Consider the following 16,881-nt stretch of genomic DNA (forward strand, 5'->3'; position numbering starts at 1 on the left):
CGATTGCGGGAACGGCGGTTGCTGCCTCCAAGGCAGCACGGCAGATGGCGATCAAGGACATGAAAAGCGCCTCCGGGCATAAAAAAAGCCCGCGCGAGCGGGCTAAGAGGGTAGGGGGGGGAATGGACTTGGACGGGAAAAGGGCAGAGCTGCGCCTAGGGAGGTCTCATGTCTGACCTCCCTCCCGAAGGGGCGGGTTAACTAACGCGCAAGTCGAGCCACGTCAGCCACGCGCACGAGAACTTGACCGTTCTCGTCGCGCGAAGTTGTTAGGCGTCCGCGACTGATCCACGAGCGGACGGTTGAAGGTGCGACACCCACCGCACGAGCGGCGTCAGCGGTGCTGATCAGTCGGTGGTGGTGTCGAGGGTGGATTCTGGCTCCAAGTCCCGACGTCCGGTGTGTGCGCGCCTCGATCTCATCGTGGGCGATTCGCACGGCGCGGCTGTCGAACACGCTGGAGCCACGCTCGGTTCCCGTGGGCTTCAGGTACCCACGCTTTACCCACTGCCGCACCGTCGACGGACGCACGTCGAAGTAGTGCGCAACATCGCGGGTGGACCACACAGGCTCGTAGTCGAGATCGCGACGCCAGCCGAGGGTCGTGTCCTCGTCGTACGGCGGTTCGAACGTGACCAGGCGGGGTCCCGGCCGCCGTCGAAATCGGTTGTTAGGTCGATTCCCCGGTGGGGCGGGGCTGGGATTAGCGGCGCGAAGAGCATCGGCTGCCGAGGGCGGGACACTCGACAAGTGCGACGGCAGGCGAAGAGACCTGGCGACCTCGTCTGAGGAGATTCCCAGTTCGCGGCCAAGTTCGTAGACACGCATTCTGAACAGAGGTTAACTGCGTGACAGTGCAACATGCGAGCGCGGAAGTCAGGGGCAGTCCTCTAACGAGGGCAGCAAAAAACCCGGGTCCGATTCAGGTCCCGGGCTGTCTTGGGCGTAACTCTCCCGCCAAGACGTGACTTTACAGCAAAAAAGCCGGGATAGAAGCAGGAGCGCCGGACAAGCCACAGCGGTCTCTTTGTGGTCGCTATGCCCCGCGTCTTAGAGGGAATCGATCCACGTGTTCCCGACCGCGAAGTCGAGTGACCCATTCCTCGTGAGCCGAGGCGTAGTCAGTTTTGCTGGCCTCCGTCAGTCGTTCTCCCGGACGTCAGCTGTTGGCAGCCACTGATTTGCGACGGGGTCCCATAGGCTGCCGACGGTTCGATGAGCAATGACCGGATCAACGAACGACGCCACTTCTTCCAAGACGTCGGCAAAGGCTTGGGGCAGCGTGTTCTGGTGCGCTTGTCGGCGACGCCACGGGGCCCATTTGGGTTGCGCCAACGTCGGCATGGTGGCGAGGCTCGGGAGCAGTGTCGTCAGGGTCACTTGTCGGTGGTTGGCCACCGCGTCCAGCGCGTCGAGGAGGTCGGTGCTTTCGATCCGATGCGTGCGGCTGATCGTGAGGATGTCGGCATAGTCACGCCAACGTGTATTCGCTTGGCCGCGCTGGATCGCCGTAACAGCCTTCTCTGCGATCACCATGGGCAACGGGTAACCCAGCAGTCGCACCGGGTCTTGTCCCAGGTCCAGAAGACGCGGCAGAACTGTCTCAGTTGGCTCCGGCCAGATCGGGTCGCCGAAGCTCACATCGATTCCAATAGGCAGTCTCGAGCGTCCAACCTTGCCCACGACGCGCACGCGGACCCCCGAGTACTCGTCCTCGTCACGGATCGTCTGGGCGGAAATGCTGGCGAGGTCGAAAACCACGCCGTCCTCCACCTCGATGCCGGCAATCTCCTTGATTCGGGTAGTGATGGCATCGACGTCATTCGGAACTCCAGCAGCCTGGAGGTCGATGTCCTTGGTGGCCCTTCGCAAGTGAAACGACGCCAGCAGCACACCGCCCTTGAGCACGAAGTCTTCTCGAAACTTCGAGACGGCCACCCGACTCAACAGCGCTTCTAATACGTATAACGTCAGAAGTTCTTGGACGTCTCCCCCGGTTCCACGGGCAAGGCTCTGTACGGCCAGGAAGGCGTCTCCCGCCGGATTCCCGTGCTGAGGTTTGGACTTCACAGGAGGATCTCCAAGGCCGATCGCAGCGCCGGATTGGCTTTGGGGAAATGAGTGGCCATCGTCAGCAACTTGCTGGGGTTGTTCCCCCGGCGCCGCAGCCATTGCTTCAGCGCCTCATGGGCGAGATCACTGCCCAATTCATGGCGCATACGGAACGCGTCGATGATCGTTCGCTCGCTCCCGTACAGACCGATCTCGATATCACCGGGCAAGTGGTGGGTCTCTCGTCCCAGGTGAAAGGTCTCCGGATCGAACGAATGCCACTTGATCGGGGCGAATCTCGTCTTGGGCGTCCGTTCGCCCCGGGGCAGGGCGATATCGGTCGCGCGCGGAATCTCGTCGGTGAGCTCGTGCAGTGCAAGTGCGCTCAGCAGACAAATGGTCGCGTTCGGTTTCCGCAGCGCTATGGCAGCCCATGCGGCAGTTGTGTCGTCCATGCCCCCGGGCCTCAGGTAGATCCCTGGCGCAATCTGCTCGAGTTCACCGCTCTCGCGCAAGGCATAGAGTCGATGCCGCGTCAGACCGAGGCTCTCCAGCTCTGACCGACGGATGATCGTAGGCAACTCCGTGCTCGGCATGACCCACCTCCGCCAAATCGGACAAATCGTTTACACATGAAGCATATCTGTATGCATTTCGTCTGACAAGACGATGAACGGACAGTTCACTCCCCCGACGAAAAATCTGCTGCCATCTGGCCTCTCGCCTATAGCTTCTCGGCCTTCAGGACTATCAATCACCTCACCGAGGAGCACATCATGACCGAGCACGTCACCGACACTGTCGACACCGACGACGAACTGCTGACCATCGACGAAGCCGCTGCCCTGGTACGCGCACCTGTGGCAACCCTGCGCTACTGGCGACACCTGGGCACCGGCCCACACAGCTTCCGCGTCGGCCGTGCCGTCCGCTACTGGCGCCGAGACGTCCTTGCCTGGCTGAACGAGCAAACAATCCACAGCGGGCCGCCGCGCCTTGATACCCACCCGTTGACGCAACGAGACTGAGCGTAGGAGGAACTCCATGGCCAGCATCGAGAAACGGACGAGGGACGGACGAACGGTCTGGCGCGCGCACTACCGCACGCCCGCTGGACACCAGCGAAACAAGACCTTCGACCGCAAAGTAGACGCCGAGAGGTTCCTCACCAGCGTCGAGAGCTCCAAGAACACCGGCGACTACATCGACCCGTCACTCGCCCGAGTGACCATCGGTGACTGGGCTCAGACATGGCTCGACGGACAAAACCACGTCAAGCTCACCACGCTCAACCGCTACGAAGGCGCTGTGCGCAAGCACATCCTGCCGGCGTGGAGCCACGTCAGGCTCTCGGCCGTCTCCCACTCCGACATACAGGTGTGGGTGACCAGCCTGTCCAAGACCCAGTCACCGGCTTCGGTCCGCAAGATCCATCGCGTGCTCTCGCTGATCCTCGACATGGCGGTCAAGGATGGTCGACTCACCCGCAACGTCGCCGCCGGGGTCAACCTGCCACGACCAATCAAGCACGAGAAGCGCTACCTGACGCATACCCAGGTCGACGAGCTTGCGTACGCGTGCGGCTACCCGGCCGAGGTCAGCAAGCACCGGGCCTTGGACGAGCACAGCAACGAGATGTATCGGCTCGTCGTCCTGTTCCTCGCCTACACAGGCGTGCGGTTCGGCGAGATGGCCGCACTCCGTGTGCGCCGTCTCGACCTCACCAAGCGCCGCGCGGTCATCGCGGAATCAGTGACCCCCGTCCAGGGCCACGGTCTCGTCTGGGGCGCACCGAAGTCCCATCGTCGTCGCGAGGTGCCGATCCCCCGGTTCCTCGTCGACGACCTCGCCCGGCACGTCGCCGGCAAGGCACCGGAAGACCTCGTCTTCGGAGGAATTCGCGGTGGCGAGGCACTGCGGGTCAGCGTGTTCCGCAAACCCTTCCGAGTGGCAGCGACGGCCATCGGCATTCCTGATCTGCACCCGCACGAGCTGCGCCACACTGCCGCGTCGTTGGCGATCGCGTCCGGTGCTGACGTCAAGGTCGTGCAGCAGATGCTCGGCCACGGCTCGGCGACGATGACCCTCGACACGTACGGACATCTCTTCGAGAACCGCCTCGACGAGGTCGCCGACGCGATGGATCTGGCACGCACTTCCGAGCGCGCTCAACCTGCTGTTGCCCGAGTGTTGCCCGAGCACCTTACGGACCTGGATGAGGAAGACCCCCTGACCAGCGTTTCCGCTGGTCAGGGGGTCTTTTTCCATGGTAGCCCCGACGGGATTCGAACCCGCGCTACCGCCTTGAGAGGGCGGCGTGCTAGGCCGCTACACAACGGGGCCATGGGTGGTCTTGCGACCGCACAAAACCCTACCAAAGCATGCTCGGGAGCTGCCCGGAGGGTTTCGCTGGGATACTAGGACTCGAACCTAGAATGGCGGTACCAGAAACCGCTGTGTTGCCAATTACACCATATCCCAATGGCTGCGGACGGGGTCCGAGCCGAGGTCACACTTTACCCGACCGCACCTCTCGCGCCCAAACCGGGACCACCGCTCACGATGCCGTCACGGCCGACAGCCGCGCCAACGTCGTCTCGCGTCCGAGCAGCTCGAGCGACTCGAACAGCGGCGGCGAGATCCGGCTGCCCGTGACCGCAACGCGTACGGGCCCGAATGCCAGTCGCGGCTTGAGTCCCAGGCCCTCGATGAGCGCCCCTCGGAGCGCCTCCTCGATCGGCTCGGTCGTCCAGTCCGACACCGCTGACAGCGCCTCGTGCGCCGCCCGCGCGACAGCGAGGCCAGCCTCGTCGAGGTTCTTGGCTGCGTCGGCCTCGTCGATCGCGAAGTCCTGCTCGGCGACGAACAGGAACCGCAGCATGTCGACGGCCTCGGTCAGCAGCGTCATGCGCTCATGCACCAGCGGGGTCGCCGCCTCGAGCGTGCTGAGCTGGTCGACCGTCGGCTCGTCGTCGATCAGACCGGCGGCCTGGAAGTAGGGCACCAGGCGATCACGCAGGTCCGGCTCGGACAGCAGGCGTACGTGCGAGCCGTTGATCGCCTCGCACTTCTTGATGTCGAACCGCGCGGGGTTGGGGTTGACCCGGCCGATCTCGAATGCCTCGACCATCTCGGGGATCGAGAAGATGTCGCGGTCCTCGGCGATCGACCAGCCCAGCAACGCCATGTAGTTGAGCAGGCCCTCGGGCAGGAAGCCCTTGGGCTTGTAGTCGAGCAGGTTGGACTCGGGGTCGCGCTTGGACAGCTTGCGGTTGCCCTCGCCCATGACGAACGGCAGATGGCCGAACTCGGGTGTGAAGCCGCCGCCGATGCCGATCTCGGCGAACGCCTCGTAGAGCGCGATCTGCCGCGGCGTCGAGCTCAGCAGGTCCTCGCCGCGCAGCACGTGGGTGATGCCCATCATGGCGTCGTCGGTGGGGTTGGTCAGCGTGTAGAGCGGCTGGCCGTTGGCGCGTACGAGGACGTAGTCCTGCACGTTGGCCGAGTCGAACGTGATCTCGCCGCGCACCAGGTCGTTGAACGTGTAGGTGCGCTCCGGCATCTTGAACCGGATCACGGGCTCACGACCCTCCGCCTCGTAAGCCGCGACCTGCTCGGCCGTGAGGTTGCGGTGCAGGCCGTCGTAGCCGCTGGGCTTGCCGGCTGCGCGGGCGGCATTGCGGCGCTCCTCGAGCTCCTCGGCGGTGTCGTACGCCTTGTAGGCGAAGCCCGCGTCGAGCAGCTGTTGCGCCACGTCGGCGTAGATGTCCATGCGCTCGGACTGGCGATAAGGGCCGTGGGGGCCGCCGACCTCGGGGCCCTCGTCCCAGTCGAGGCCGAGCCAGCGCATGACGTCGATCAGGAGCTGGTAGGACTCCTCGTTGTCGCGCGAGGTGTCGGTGTCCTCGATACGGAACACGAACTTTCCGCCGTGGTGGCGGGCGAACGCCCAGCTGAACAACGCCGTGCGCGCCATGCCGACGTGCGGATTGCCGGTCGGGGACGGGCAGAAACGGGCGACGACGGGACGATCAGTCATTGCGGCTCACCACGCTGTTCGTCAGGGTGCCGATGCCTTCGATGGTCACGCTGACCTCGTCGCCGACCTCCATCGGGCCGACACCGTCGGGCGTACCGGTCAGGATCACGTCACCGGGCAGCAGCGTCATGAACGACGACACGTACTCGATGATCGCCGGCACACTGAAGACCATGTCGGACGTGTTGCCGTCCTGCTTGACCTCGTCGCCGAGCCGGGTCGTGACCTGGACCTTGGACGGGTCGAAGTCGGTCTCGATCCACGGGCCGAGCGGACAGAACGTGTCGAAGCCCTTGGCTCGCGTCCACTGGCCGTCCTTGGCCTGCAGGTCGCGCGCCGTCACGTCGTTGCCGATCGTGTAGCCGAAGATCACCTTGGCGGCGTCCTCGGCGGAGATGTCGCGGCAGATCCGGCCGATCACCACAGCGAGCTCGCCCTCGAAGTGCACATTCTCGCTCTGGTCGGGATAGAAGATCGGCTCACCGGGGCCGATGACGCTGGTGTTGGGCTTGAGGAAGATCAGCGGCTCCTCGGGCACCTCGCCGCCCATCTCGGCCGCGTGCCTGGCGTAGTTCTTGCCGACGCAGACGACCTTGCTGCGCGGGATCACCGGTGCGAGCAGGCGTACGTCCGCCAGCGGGATCTTCTGGCCGCTGAGGTTGAGCCCCGCGTAGAGAGGATCGCCGTTCAGGACCGCGATGGTGGGGACGCCGTTGTCGTCCCCGATGACTCCGAAGCGGGGATCGTCGTCCCCCGCGAACCTGGCAATGCGCATATGCACCAGCCTATCGTTCCGCGGGCACCCGCCCTCCCGCGACCGAGCCCGCTAGTACGCAGCGGTCGGCACGGTGGGGGTGGCGTCGGTCGGGCCCTGCGACAGATAGGTCATCCGGTAGGACCCGCCGGCCGCCAGCTTCATGCGGCTCTCGAGCAGCTCACCGGTGCTCGGCTCGACCACGTACGTCATGTCGCCCAGCGTGATGCCGTAGCCGGTCCGGCCCTTGGCGTCCGTCATCCGGCCGTCGTTCTTGACGCCCTTGAGCTCGGCAGCTGCGTCCCACATCGCTTTGCGGACCGCCGGTGGCGCGGGGCTCTCGCCCAGCAGGTCGCCGAGCGTCTTGAACGCGTAGTGGTCCGGCGTCCCGCCCCTGAGGCCACCGGTGTCGGCACGGAGCAGCCTGAGGAGCTCGGACTTCGAGGTCGTGAGGTGGAGCAGCTGGTCCCAGGTCAGGCTCTGCTGCTGGAAGCTGAACTTCGCGACGCCCATCTTGACGAGACCGCCGTCGCCGAAGCCCTCGTCGAAGAGATATCCGGTTGACGTGTGCCCCTGCCAGAACGTCCGCCGGTACACCTTGTCGCCGCTCTGGTGGTACTCCGAGTCGACCCTCCAGTACTTCGCACGGGCGGTGTCGTGGGTCTGGGCAGCTGCAGACGTCCCTGCAGCGTGCAGGACCTGCGAGGCGTTGCGGAACTCCGGCGTCTGGATCGGTGCCACCGGCACGGTCGTACGTCCCGGGGGCTCGGCTGTGGGCGCGGTGTCGTCGACCAGCCGCGGCGCGATGACGACGACGGCGGTCGCTGCAGCGACCATGAGGACACCGGCCGTGCGCCGGCGCCGGGTGCGCCGCCGCGCGATGTGCGTGATCCGGTCGACGCTGGCCTGGGCCACAGCGAGCGACTGGACGCGGGAGAGCTCCAAACCCTCAGGGCGCGGGTCGGTGGTGGGGCGGGTTTCCTCGAGGAGGTCGTCGATGTGCATGATCATGAGTCCTGTCGATGGGGTTCTGGGGAGATGGCTGACAGCAGGGATTCGGCGCGCGTACGTGCGCGGTGGAGGCGACTCCGGGCGGCGACGCCACTGATCCCGAGAGCCTCCGCCGCTTCGGAGACCGTGAGCTGTTCCCAGCCGACCAGCAGCAGCACCTCACGTTCGCCCGGCGACAGCTGTTCGAGGGCGTGGCGCAACCGGCTCCGCAGCGATGACGCGTCGAGGCGCGCATCGACGGCATCCCAGTCGAGGTCGAACGAGTCGTCGTGGCTGCTCTGGGAGCTGCGTTGCCGCAGGTGGGCTCGGAGCACGTTGCGAGCAATGCCGTAGAGCCACGGCAGCGCCGACCCGCTGGCATGGGGCTTCACCCGGAGGCGGGCCTCCACCGCAACGGTGAACACCTCGGCGAGCAGATCCTCGGCGATGCCAGCTCCGGCACGCCTGGAGAGGTAGCGGTGCACGGCCGGGGCATGGCGGGTGTAGATGACGCCGAACGCCTCCACGCTCGTCCGGGACCTGACGAGAAGCTCGGCGTCCGACGTCTGCATGCTCACACCTTGCTTATGCCCGTCGGCGGCAAAGCGTTGCATCGCGCGTCAGGCGCTGCCGTAGCGGCGGTTGCGGGCGGCGTACTCCTCGATCGCGGTCCAGAGCGCGCGGCGGTCGACGTCGGGCCAGGCGATGTCGGAGAACACCATCTCGGCGTAGGCCGACTGCCACAGCAGGAAGTTGCTGGTGCGCTGCTCCCCCGACGTGCGCCAGAACAGGTCGACGTCCTCCATGTCGGGCTCGTCAAGGTAGCGGGCGAACGTGCGCTCGTTGACCTTGTCGGGGTTGACCTTGCCAGCCGCGACGTCGCGAGCCAGTGCCGCCGCCGCGTCGGCGATCTCGGCCCGGCCACCGTAGTTGACGCACATCGTGAGGGTCAGGACGTCGTTGTGCTTGGTCATCTCCTCAGCGGTCTCGAGCTCCTTGATGACGCTGCGCCAGAGGCGGGGGCGCCGGCCGGCCCACCGGACGCGTACGCCGAGCTCGTGCATCTCGTCGCGGCGCCGACGGATGACGTCGCGGTTGAAGCCCATGAGGAACCGGACCTCGTCGGGCGAGCGCTTCCAGTTCTCGGTCGAGAACGCGTAGGCCGAGATCGCTTTGACGCCGATCTCGATGCCGCCCTCGACGACGTCGAACAGCGCCGCCTCGCCCATCTCGTGACCGGCGGTGCGGGGCAGGCCCCGCTGCTTGGCCCAACGGCCGTTGCCGTCCATGACGATCGCGACGTGCCGGGGCACCTGCTCGAGGGGTATGGCCGGCGGCTTCGCGCCGGAGGCGTGCGGAACCGGCTGGCGTACGGAACGCTTCATGCCGCTACCTGTCGACGTGACTCAGGGAACGCAGACCGCGCTCGAGGTGCCACGAGAGGTAGGCGCTGACGATGCCGCTGGCCTCGCGGCGGGACCGGTCGTCGGACGTGCCGACGGCAACCCAGTCGCCGCTCAGCAGGCCTGCGAGCAGCGAGACGGTGAACGGTGACGGCGCGGCCGACCCCGCCACCCGGCAGTCGTCGCACAGCATGCCGCCCGACGCGGCGTGGAAGTTGCGGTGCGGGCCCTCGGCGGCGCAACGGGCGCACGCGTCGAACGTCGGCGCATAGCCTGCGATCGACAGCGCCCGGAGCTGGTAGGAGTCGAGGATCAGGCTCGGCGTCATGCGGCCCTCGGTGAGCGCGCGCAGCGCACCGACGAGCAGCTGGAGCTGGGGCACGGCGGGCTCGCCGTCCTCCTGCACGAGCCGCTCGGCGGTCTCGAGCATCGCGGTGCCCGCGGTGTAGGCGGCATAGTCGCCGCCGAGGTCCTTGGCGAACGCGTTGATCGTCTCGACCTGCGTGATGATGTCGAGCGAACGCCCCTCGGCGAGCTGGAGGTCGACGTGCATGAACGGCTCGAGCCGGCCGCCGAAGCGCGACGTGGTCTTGCGGATGCCCTTGGCAGCGGCTCGCACGATGCCGCGGTCACGCGTGAGGAGCGTGATGATGCGGTCGGCTTCGCCGAGCTTGTGGACACGCAGCACGATGCCGGCGTCACGGTAGAGGCTCACCTGTCCATTGTGCCGTGAGGGGAGGACGAAAGCCGTACGCGGCACGCCTACCTGGTCGCTTGCGCCTTCGCGTACTCACGATCGACCCGGTCGATGCTCGCGCGACTGGTCAGGTCGACACCGGCACGCTTCGCTGCCGCCCGGATCTCGGGACTGGACAGGTCCGGCACCTCGAACACCTCTGGGCGGATCGTGGTGTCAGTCGCCGCGTATGCGCGTTGCTGCTTGGCCAGCTTGCCGCTCGCCGACTCAGCCCGCGTCATGACCGCCGCGTTCACCGCGACCGCAGCACCGATCAGCTTCGCGCTGACCAAGGGCGTGTAGCCGCCGGAATGCCCGAGCTTGTTGGGGTGGTACGAGTCCGTGACCGGGTTGGACAAGCCGTTGAGCCATTCGGGGCTGTCGCAGACGGCATGACCGATGAAGGCGCTGACCGGGCTGACGAACGTGAAGCCCTTCGCGGTGGCTGCCGCGGAGATCTTGGAGTTGATGAGGTCGGCGGTCGCATTGAGTCGCGACTCGTCGTCGGGTGAGAACCACGTCAAGGCGTTGCAATCCTCTCCGTTGAACAGGCGCGGATAGCCGACTGTCACGACCTTGGCGTTGGGCGCCTTGGCCTTGATGCTCGCGTAGAGCGTCGACAGCGACCCCGGAAGCGTGTTCTTGATGTAGTTCTGCGCCGTCGTCACCTTGCCGGAGCAGTTGCTGGCCCAGGCGGGCAGCGCGCACTCGGTGAGGACGTCGGTGAAGCCGGCATCGTTGCCGCCGACCGAGATCGTGACGTACTTCGTACTGGTCGACAGGGCGCTCAGCTGGCCACTCGTGACGTCGGAGACCTTGGCGCCGGAGCAGGCCCGGAAGTTGAGGGCGTAGCCCTTTGCGGAGGCGATCAGGGACGGGTAGGCGTAGACCGAACGCTGACAGCTGGTGCCGTCACTGATGTAGGTGCGGGTGCCGACGCCTGAGGAGTACGAGTCACCGAGCGCCACGTAGGGAGCGGCTGCGGCACTGGCACCCGGTTGCCAGATGACGCTCGGAATCACGGCCAGGACGGCTGCGGCAAGACCTAGACGACGAAACATGAATCGCAACCCCCGATGGATTCTGATGTGACCTGTGTCACCCTGTCGCCAAGGTAGGGCATCGCGGCTGCGCCGTCCATAGCGGTGCGTCTCTCAGGCGATCACACGGCGCCTTGCGACACTTGGCAGCGGTCCTGGATGCTGCTCAGCACCTCGTCGAATGCCTTGTCGTCGGCATCGTCGAGCTTCTCGGCATCGTTGTCGCCCGTGTAGCGGCGCAATGCCTCGTCCGACAGATCGGAGTCGGGCCCTAGTCTCGTCACATGACGCAGGACTCCGGATATTCGAGCACCCCGCAGCTCAAGAAGCTGGGGATCAAGCCGGGCCTGCGGCTCGTGGTGGTCAACGCCGACACCGGGTGGAGGTTCGCGGAGCCACTCGACGACGTCGAGCTCATCGCCGAAGGACCGACCGACGTCGTCGTGGTCTTCGTACGCTCTGCGGCCGAGCTCGACCCACTGCCTGAGTGGGGCGAGTGGATCTTCCCGGCCGGCTCGCTGTGGATCGCGTGGCCTCGCAAGGCCGCCGGGCACGTCAGCGACGTCACCGAGAACGCCATCCGCGACGGCGCGCTCGAGCTGGGCCTGGTCGACGTCAAGGTCGCTGCGATCGACACCGACTGGTCGGGCCTCAAGCTCATGTGGCGCAAGGAGAACCGCGTCCGCTAGTCGAGGCAGAACTCGTTGCCCTCGGGGTCCTGCATCACGATGAAGATGCTCTGCATGTCCTCGCGCACCTCGACCTTGGTCGCACCGAGCGGCGCCAGGCGGGCAGCCTCGGCCTCGAGCGCAGCGAGCCGCTCGTCGCCCTCGAGACCGGGCGCCGAGCGTACGTCGAGGTGCACGCGGTTCTTGACGGTCTTGCCCTCCGGAACACGCTGGAAGAAGATCCGCGATCCCTTGCCGTCAGGGTCGACAATCGCCGACTTGCTGTTCCACTGGTCCTCGGGAACGCCCCAGGCGGTCAGCGCATCGGGCCAGGTGGCAAAGCCCGGTGGAGGGCCCTGCACCTGGTAGCCGAGCGCCGCTGCCCAGAACTCCGCGAGAGCCCCGGGATCGGCGCAGTCGAACGTGACCTGGATTTCTTTCGCCATGACCCCACCCTGCAACAGTCGACGGACAAAACCGACCCGTCAGACGAACTCCACGCCCTGCGCCAGCGGGAGCTCGGTGGAGTAGTTGACGGTGTTGGTCGACCGTCGCATGTAGGCGCGCCACGCGTCGGACCCGGACTCACGGCCGCCGCCGGTCTCCTTCTCGCCGCCGAACGCCCCACCGATCTCGGCACCGGACGGGCCGATGTTGACGTTGGCGATGCCGCAGTCGGAGCCGACGACCGACATGAACTGCTCGGCCTCGCGCACGTTGAGGGTGAAGATCGACGACGACAGGCCTTGGGCGACCTCGTTGTGCAACGCGAACGCCTCGTCAAGGTCGGAGTAGGTCAGCACGTACAGCAGTGGCGCGAACGTCTCGGCCTTGACGATCTCGGTCTGCTTTGGCATGTCGATGATCGCGGGGTGGACGTAGAACCCGTCGCCCTCGACGTCGGCGGCGGTGCCACCGGTGACCAGGTCACCCCCGTCGGCGGTGGCCTGCTCGACCGCGGCACCGAATGCATCGAACGCGGGCTGGTCGACCAGAGGCCCGACCAGCGTGGACGCCTCCAGCGGCGAGCCGATCGGCAGCGTCTCGTAGGCGGCCTTGAGGCGGGTGACGAGGTCGTCCTTGATCGACTCGTGAACGATGATGCGGCGCAGCGACGTGCAGCGCTGGCCTGCGGTGCCGACCGCGGAGAACACGATGCCGCGGACCGCGAGGTCCAGGTCGGCCGACGGTGCGACGATCGCGGCGTTGTTGCCGCCGAGCTCCAGAAGCGTACGTCCGAGGCGGGCCGCGACCCGGGGGGCGACCTGCTTGCCCATGCGGGTCGATCCGGTCGCCGAGACCAGCGGCACGCGGGGGTCGTCGACCAGCACCTCACCGATGCGGTAGTCACCCAGCAGCACCGCCGACAATCCCTCAGGCACGCCGGCACGACGACCGGCCTCAGCGGCCAGCGCCTGGCAGCCCAGCGCGGTCAGCAGCGTCTTCTCCGACGGCTTCCAGACGACCGCGTCACCGCACACGAACGCGAGCGCGGCGTTCCATGACCACACCGCGACCGGGAAGTTGAACGCCGAGATGACGCCGACGACACCGAGCGGGTGCCACTGCTCCATCATGCGGTGACCGGGACGCTCCGTAGCGATCGTCAGGCCGTGCAGCTGGCGCGACAGGCCCACGGCCAGGTCGCAGATGTCGATCATCTCCTGGACCTCACCGAGGCCCTCGGACACGATCTTGCCGGCCTCGATCGAGACCAGGGCGCCGAGGTCGTCCTTGTGCTCACGCAACAGCTCACCGAGCTCGCGGACGAACTGCCCGCGTACGGGCGCCGGCACGCTGCGCCACTGCTCGAAAGCAGCCTGGGCGCGACCGATGACATCGGCCGCCTCGTCAGCGGTGTGCGACCGGAGCCGCCCGATCTCGCTGCCGTCGATCGGCGACCGGCAGACCAGGTCACCGTCGGCGACGAACGGGTTGCCCGCACCGAGGCGGTCGAGGATGTCCTGCGTACGGATGGCGATGTCGGTCATGTCAGACCTCTCCCTGCTCGGCGAAGTGGCGCCCGGCCTGTGTCGAGAACAGCTGCTCGAGCGTGATGTCTTCTTGCTTGATGAATCCAGAGTGCGGCAGCGTGCCGTCGGCGACGAGCTCCACGACGCTGACCGCGGAGGCGGCCGTCGTCCATGAGATCGCGCGCCACGTGCGGCCGGAGATGTCGAGCGGCTTGTAGGCGCGCACGTGGTTCTCACGGAACGGGTGACCGTTCTTGACCCCCTCGACCGCGGCGTGGATGAACACGACGTCGTCGTTGACCGGGGGCTTGGAGTCGACCAGCATCTTGCCGACGAGATCGCGCTGCTCCCGCAGGTTGAGCTCGTCGAACAGGAAGTGCATCTGGTCGAAGTGGCCGGGATAGCGCAGCGTCTTGTAGTCGAGGCGGTGGACACGCCCCTCGTACGTCTCGCACATCGTGCCGAGTCCGCCGGACGTCAGTGCAGCCTCGAGCTCGATGCCGCCGATGAAGACGCGTTCCTTCTCGGTCATCGCCGGCACCATCTGCCGGTTGCCCGAGCGGAGCACCTCGCAGTCGTTGAGGTACTCGTTGACGACGCCCTCGGGCGACCAGTTGATCGCGTAGCCGAGCAGGCCCGTCGGGTTCTGCGGCAGCGCGCCGACCTTGAGCTCGATCGAGCGGATCTCGTCGAACGTCTTGGCGATCGAGGCACCGATAATGCCGATCAGGCCGGGAGCGAGGCCGCACTGCGGGGCGAACGCGGCACCTCGCCCACCCGGGGCACCCTGCTCGCCGGCGAGCTCGATGACCCGGTTGGTCGTGGGGACGTCCTCGGTCAGGTCGAAGTAGTGCGTGCCGGCGTCGTACGCAGCCTCGGCGACGTCGATGTTGAGGTGATAGGGCAGGCACGACACGACGGCGTCGACGCCACGCAGGGACTCCCGCAGTCCGGCGGTGTCCTGCACGTCGAGCGGCTTGACCTCGAACCCGAGGTCGTCACGCGGTGCTGAGTCGTAGCCGATGACCTTGAAGCCCGACTCCCCCAGCATGACGGCGACGAGCTCGCCGACCTTGCCGAGCCCGAAAACCGCGACCTGGTTGATGATGCGCGCCACGAATCCTCCTCACGACCGGCGTGGATCTCACTCCGGTGGAACACTCCGCCGAAGGTGGTCGGCGTCCCCACGAGCGTATCGCGTGCGAGGGCCATTTACTGTACCGGCCGGTGCAGTGATCCACGGCACGTCGCCGCCGTCTGGCGCCCGCAGATGGATGCCGCGGTTCGCAAGCGCGAGTCAGCGCAGTGGAACCGCGCCGTCGACCATGCCCTCGGGTGGGTGCTGCCGCCGGAGTGAACCGGCGGCAGGCACCCGTGGTCAGCCCGGGATCGTCTGAGCGGCGGCGCGGTTGGCAGCGGACACGACGGCCCGCAGCGACGCCGTGACGATGTTGCTGTGGATGCCGACGCCCCACACGGTCTCGCCGGCGACATCACACTCGACGTAGGCCGCGGCCTGCGTCGTCGCACCCTCCGACTCCGGCAGCAGCGCGTGCTCGGAGTAGTCGAGCAGGTTGATGTCGGCACCGGCCTGTCGCAGGCTGTCGACGAAGGCCGCGACCGGACCGTTGCCCTCGCCGCGGAACTCCTTGACCTCACCGCGCACGCGCAGGGAGACGACCTGGTGGTCGCTGCCGTCCTCAGCCGTCGCGGAGCTGAAGCTCTCCAGGTCGTACGGCTCCTGGCGCACGAGGTACTCACGCTCGAACGCCGCCCAGATCTCGCTGGGCTCGATCTCGCCGGCCTCTCCCTCGGTGAGCTCCTGCACGACCTGGCTGAACTCGATCTGCAGCCGGCGCGGCAGGTCGAGCTGGTGGTCGTTCTTGAGGATGTAGGCGACGCCACCCTTGCCGGACTGGCTGTTGACCCGGATGACCGCCTCGTACGTACGACCGACGTCCTTGGGATCGATGGGCAGATAGGGCACCGCCCAGTCGATGTCGTCGACGGGCTTGCCCTGATCCGCGGCGTCCTTGGCCAACGCCTCCAGGCCCTTCTTGATCGCGTCCTGGTGCGAGCCGCTGAACGCGGTGTAGACCAGGTCGCCGCCGTACGGATGACGCTCGGGCACCGGCAGCTCGTTGCAGTACTCGACCGTGCGACGGATCGCGTCGATGTCGTGGAAGTCGATCTGCGGGTCGATCCCCTGGCTGAACAGGTTGAGCCCCAGCGTGACCAGACAGACGTTGCCGGTGCGCTCGCCGTTGCCGAACAGGCAGCCTTCGATGCGGTCGGCGCCGGCCATGTAGCCGAGCTCGGCAGCGGCGACGCCCGTGCCACGGTCGTTGTGCGGGTGCAGCGACAAGATGATGCTGTCGCGACGCGGCAGGTTGCGGTTCATCCACTCGATCGAGTCGGCATAGACGTTGGGCGTCGCCATCTCCACGGTCGCCGGCAGGTTGATGATCAACGGCCAGTCGGGGGTCGGGTCGATGACGTCGATGACCCGGCTGCAGACCTCGAGCGCGTAGTCGAGCTCGGTGCCGGTGTAGGACTCCGGCGAGTACTCGTAGGAGATCTTGGTGTCGGGCGTGTGGATCTCGGCGTACTTCATGCACAGGCGCGCGCCCTGAGTCGCGATGTCGGTGATGCCGTCCTTGTCGAGCCCGAACACGACCCGTCGCTGCAACGTCGAGGTCGAGTTGTAGAAGTGGACGATCGCCTGCTTGGCGCCGACGAGCGACTCGAAGGTGCGGTCGATCAGCGGCTCCCGGCACTGCGTCAGCACCTGGATCACGACGTCGTCGGGGATGTGGTCGCCCTCGATGAGCTGGCGTACGAAGTCGTAGTCGGTCTGGCTGGCGCTCGGGAAGCCGACCTCGATCTCCTTGTAGCCCATGCGCACGAGCAGCTGGAACATCGCCAGCTTGCGGGCCGGGGTCATGGGGTCGATCAAGGCCTGGTTGCCGTCACGGAGGTCGACGGCGCACCAGCGAGGCGCCTGCGTGATGGTCGTGCCCGGCCACGTACGGTCGGGCAGCTCGATCGGCACGAACGGCTGGTAGCGGTGGTGCGGCATGCCGCTGGGCTGTTGCGGGGTGTTGGCGTAGGTCGTCATCGGGATCCTCGGGGTGTTTGTCTGGCTGGTGAGCGGCCGGTACGTGACAAACTCCGCGCCGAGGGGTCCGACCTAGAGGACCTCGACGCGGCAGAGAAGAAGCAGGCT

The 16,881-nt window shown here is 66.6% G+C and carries 17 protein-coding genes, 2 tRNA genes and 1 pseudogene; 3 read left to right on the forward strand and 17 right to left on the reverse strand.

Translation table 11 applies throughout. The features are described 5' to 3' along the window. Positions 1-201 precede the first annotated feature (201 nt). From ESP70_RS20660 to ESP70_RS03945, 3 genes are all read right to left on the reverse strand, one after another. Positions 202-828 (reverse strand): helix-turn-helix domain-containing protein, encoded by a 627-nt coding sequence (locus ESP70_RS20660; protein WP_149688026.1) that lies wholly within the window; start codon positions 826-828, stop codon positions 202-204. Between the two features lie 312 nt (positions 829-1,140). Next, positions 1,141-2,070 carry a nucleotidyl transferase AbiEii/AbiGii toxin family protein gene (locus ESP70_RS03940; protein WP_149688027.1) on the reverse strand — a complete coding sequence of 310 codons (930 nt, stop codon included), beginning with the start codon at positions 2,068-2,070 and terminating at the stop codon, positions 1,141-1,143. Continuing rightward, positions 2,067-2,648, reverse strand: coding sequence for a type IV toxin-antitoxin system AbiEi family antitoxin domain-containing protein (locus ESP70_RS03945; protein WP_149688028.1), 582 nt, complete (start codon positions 2,646-2,648; stop codon positions 2,067-2,069). Before ESP70_RS03945 ends, ESP70_RS03940 begins: the two co-directional genes overlap by 4 nt. Before the next feature lie 180 nt (positions 2,649-2,828). On the opposite strand from ESP70_RS03945, the gene ESP70_RS03950 reads away from it, so the two are divergent. Beyond that, on the forward strand, positions 2,829-3,080 hold the full coding sequence (locus tag ESP70_RS03950; protein ID WP_149688029.1) for a helix-turn-helix transcriptional regulator: 252 nt from the start codon (positions 2,829-2,831) through the stop codon (positions 3,078-3,080). Between the two features lie 16 nt (positions 3,081-3,096). Continuing rightward, a pseudogene (locus tag ESP70_RS20665) lies at positions 3,097-4,107 on the forward strand (tyrosine-type recombinase/integrase); the annotation flags it as partial. 212 nt (positions 4,108-4,319) lie between these two features. Here the strand turns inward: ESP70_RS20665 and ESP70_RS03960 are convergent. The 10 genes from ESP70_RS03960 to ESP70_RS19995 form a co-directional block, all read right to left on the reverse strand. Further along, positions 4,320-4,395: transfer RNA gene (locus ESP70_RS03960), tRNA-Glu, on the reverse strand. Positions 4,396-4,461: 66 nt separating this feature from the next. Beyond that, positions 4,462-4,533: transfer RNA gene (locus ESP70_RS03965), tRNA-Gln, on the reverse strand. Positions 4,534-4,609: 76 nt separating this feature from the next. Continuing rightward, positions 4,610-6,091, reverse strand: coding sequence for a glutamate--tRNA ligase (gltX, locus tag ESP70_RS03970; RefSeq protein ID WP_149688030.1), 1,482 nt, complete (start codon positions 6,089-6,091; stop codon positions 4,610-4,612). After that, positions 6,084-6,866 carry a fumarylacetoacetate hydrolase family protein gene (locus tag ESP70_RS03975; protein ID WP_149688031.1) on the reverse strand — a complete coding sequence of 261 codons (783 nt, stop codon included), beginning with the start codon at positions 6,864-6,866 and terminating at the stop codon, positions 6,084-6,086. Before ESP70_RS03975 ends, gltX begins: the two co-directional genes overlap by 8 nt. 51 nt (positions 6,867-6,917) lie before the next feature. After that, positions 6,918-7,850 (reverse strand): CU044_5270 family protein, encoded by a 933-nt coding sequence (locus ESP70_RS03980; protein ID WP_149688032.1) that lies wholly within the window; start codon positions 7,848-7,850, stop codon positions 6,918-6,920. 2 nt (positions 7,851-7,852) lie between these two features. Beyond that, the gene (locus ESP70_RS03985) at positions 7,853-8,407 is read right to left on the reverse strand and encodes an RNA polymerase sigma factor (RefSeq protein WP_188110474.1); all 555 of its coding nucleotides are present in this window, start codon (positions 8,405-8,407) and stop codon (positions 7,853-7,855) included. A 48-nt stretch (positions 8,408-8,455) separates the two neighbouring features. After that, complete coding sequence (locus tag ESP70_RS03990; protein ID WP_149688034.1) at positions 8,456-9,220, reverse strand: isoprenyl transferase; 765 nt, start codon at positions 9,218-9,220, stop codon at positions 8,456-8,458. Between the two features lie 4 nt (positions 9,221-9,224). After that, on the reverse strand, positions 9,225-9,953 hold the full coding sequence (gene recO / locus ESP70_RS03995; protein ID WP_056404387.1) for a DNA repair protein RecO: 729 nt from the start codon (positions 9,951-9,953) through the stop codon (positions 9,225-9,227). A gap of 47 nt (positions 9,954-10,000) precedes the next feature. Then, entirely contained in the window at positions 10,001-11,035 is a 1,035-nt protein-coding gene (locus tag ESP70_RS04000; protein ID WP_149688035.1) for an SGNH/GDSL hydrolase family protein, read from the reverse strand. A gap of 101 nt (positions 11,036-11,136) precedes the next feature. Beyond that, positions 11,137-11,298, reverse strand: a complete 162-nt coding sequence (locus ESP70_RS19995) for a hypothetical protein (protein WP_188110475.1) — start codon at positions 11,296-11,298, stop codon at positions 11,137-11,139. Here ESP70_RS19995 and ESP70_RS04005 point away from each other — a divergent pair, their 5' ends adjacent. Then, the gene (locus ESP70_RS04005; protein ID WP_149688036.1) at positions 11,299-11,703 is read left to right on the forward strand and encodes a DUF3052 family protein; all 405 of its coding nucleotides are present in this window, start codon (positions 11,299-11,301) and stop codon (positions 11,701-11,703) included. On the opposite strand, the gene ESP70_RS04010 is transcribed toward ESP70_RS04005, so the two are convergent. The 4 genes from ESP70_RS04010 to leuA form a co-directional block, all read right to left on the reverse strand. Next, positions 11,700-12,128, reverse strand: coding sequence for a VOC family protein (locus tag ESP70_RS04010; protein WP_149688037.1), 429 nt, complete (start codon positions 12,126-12,128; stop codon positions 11,700-11,702). The two genes, ESP70_RS04005 and ESP70_RS04010, sit on opposite strands and share 4 nt — an antisense overlap. A 39-nt stretch (positions 12,129-12,167) precedes the next feature. Further along, a complete protein-coding gene (amaB, locus tag ESP70_RS04015; RefSeq protein ID WP_149688038.1) occupies positions 12,168-13,673 on the reverse strand; it encodes an L-piperidine-6-carboxylate dehydrogenase in 1,506 nt (501 codons plus the stop codon). Position 13,674: 1 nt separating this feature from the next. Beyond that, the gene (locus tag ESP70_RS04020; RefSeq protein WP_149688039.1) at positions 13,675-14,772 is read right to left on the reverse strand and encodes a saccharopine dehydrogenase family protein; all 1,098 of its coding nucleotides are present in this window, start codon (positions 14,770-14,772) and stop codon (positions 13,675-13,677) included. A 261-nt stretch (positions 14,773-15,033) separates the two neighbouring features. Further along, positions 15,034-16,773 carry a 2-isopropylmalate synthase gene (leuA, locus tag ESP70_RS04025; RefSeq protein ID WP_149688040.1) on the reverse strand — a complete coding sequence of 580 codons (1,740 nt, stop codon included), beginning with the start codon at positions 16,771-16,773 and terminating at the stop codon, positions 15,034-15,036. Between the last annotated feature and the right edge of the window lie 108 nt (positions 16,774-16,881).

Source organism: Aeromicrobium ginsengisoli (genome assembly GCF_004134905.2).
Classification (GTDB): Bacteria; Actinomycetota; Actinomycetes; order Propionibacteriales; family Nocardioidaceae; genus Aeromicrobium; species Aeromicrobium ginsengisoli.

Coding starts and splice junctions, on each gene's coding strand:
- ESP70_RS20660 (WP_149688026.1), bottom strand. CDS start 828: ATGCGTGTCTACGAACTTGGCCGCGAACTGGGAATCTCCTCAGACGAG.
- ESP70_RS03945 (WP_149688028.1), bottom strand. CDS start 2,648: ATGCCGAGCACGGAGTTGCCTACGATCATCCGTCGGTCAGAGCTGGAG.
- ESP70_RS03950 (WP_149688029.1), top strand. CDS start 2,829: ATGACCGAGCACGTCACCGACACTGTCGACACCGACGACGAACTGCTG.
- gltX (WP_149688030.1), bottom strand. CDS start 6,091: ATGACTGATCGTCCCGTCGTCGCCCGTTTCTGCCCGTCCCCGACCGGC.
- ESP70_RS03975 (WP_149688031.1), bottom strand. CDS start 6,866: ATGCGCATTGCCAGGTTCGCGGGGGACGACGATCCCCGCTTCGGAGTC.
- ESP70_RS03980 (WP_149688032.1), bottom strand. CDS start 7,850: ATGCACATCGACGACCTCCTCGAGGAAACCCGCCCCACCACCGACCCG.
- ESP70_RS03985 (WP_188110474.1), bottom strand. CDS start 8,407: ATGCAGACGTCGGACGCCGAGCTTCTCGTCAGGTCCCGGACGAGCGTG.
- ESP70_RS03990 (WP_149688034.1), bottom strand. CDS start 9,220: ATGAAGCGTTCCGTACGCCAGCCGGTTCCGCACGCCTCCGGCGCGAAG.
- ESP70_RS04000 (WP_149688035.1), bottom strand. CDS start 11,035: ATGTTTCGTCGTCTAGGTCTTGCCGCAGCCGTCCTGGCCGTGATTCCG.
- ESP70_RS04005 (WP_149688036.1), top strand. CDS start 11,299: ATGACGCAGGACTCCGGATATTCGAGCACCCCGCAGCTCAAGAAGCTG.
- ESP70_RS04010 (WP_149688037.1), bottom strand. CDS start 12,128: ATGGCGAAAGAAATCCAGGTCACGTTCGACTGCGCCGATCCCGGGGCT.
- amaB (WP_149688038.1), bottom strand. CDS start 13,673: ATGACCGACATCGCCATCCGTACGCAGGACATCCTCGACCGCCTCGGT.
- leuA (WP_149688040.1), bottom strand. CDS start 16,773: ATGACGACCTACGCCAACACCCCGCAACAGCCCAGCGGCATGCCGCAC.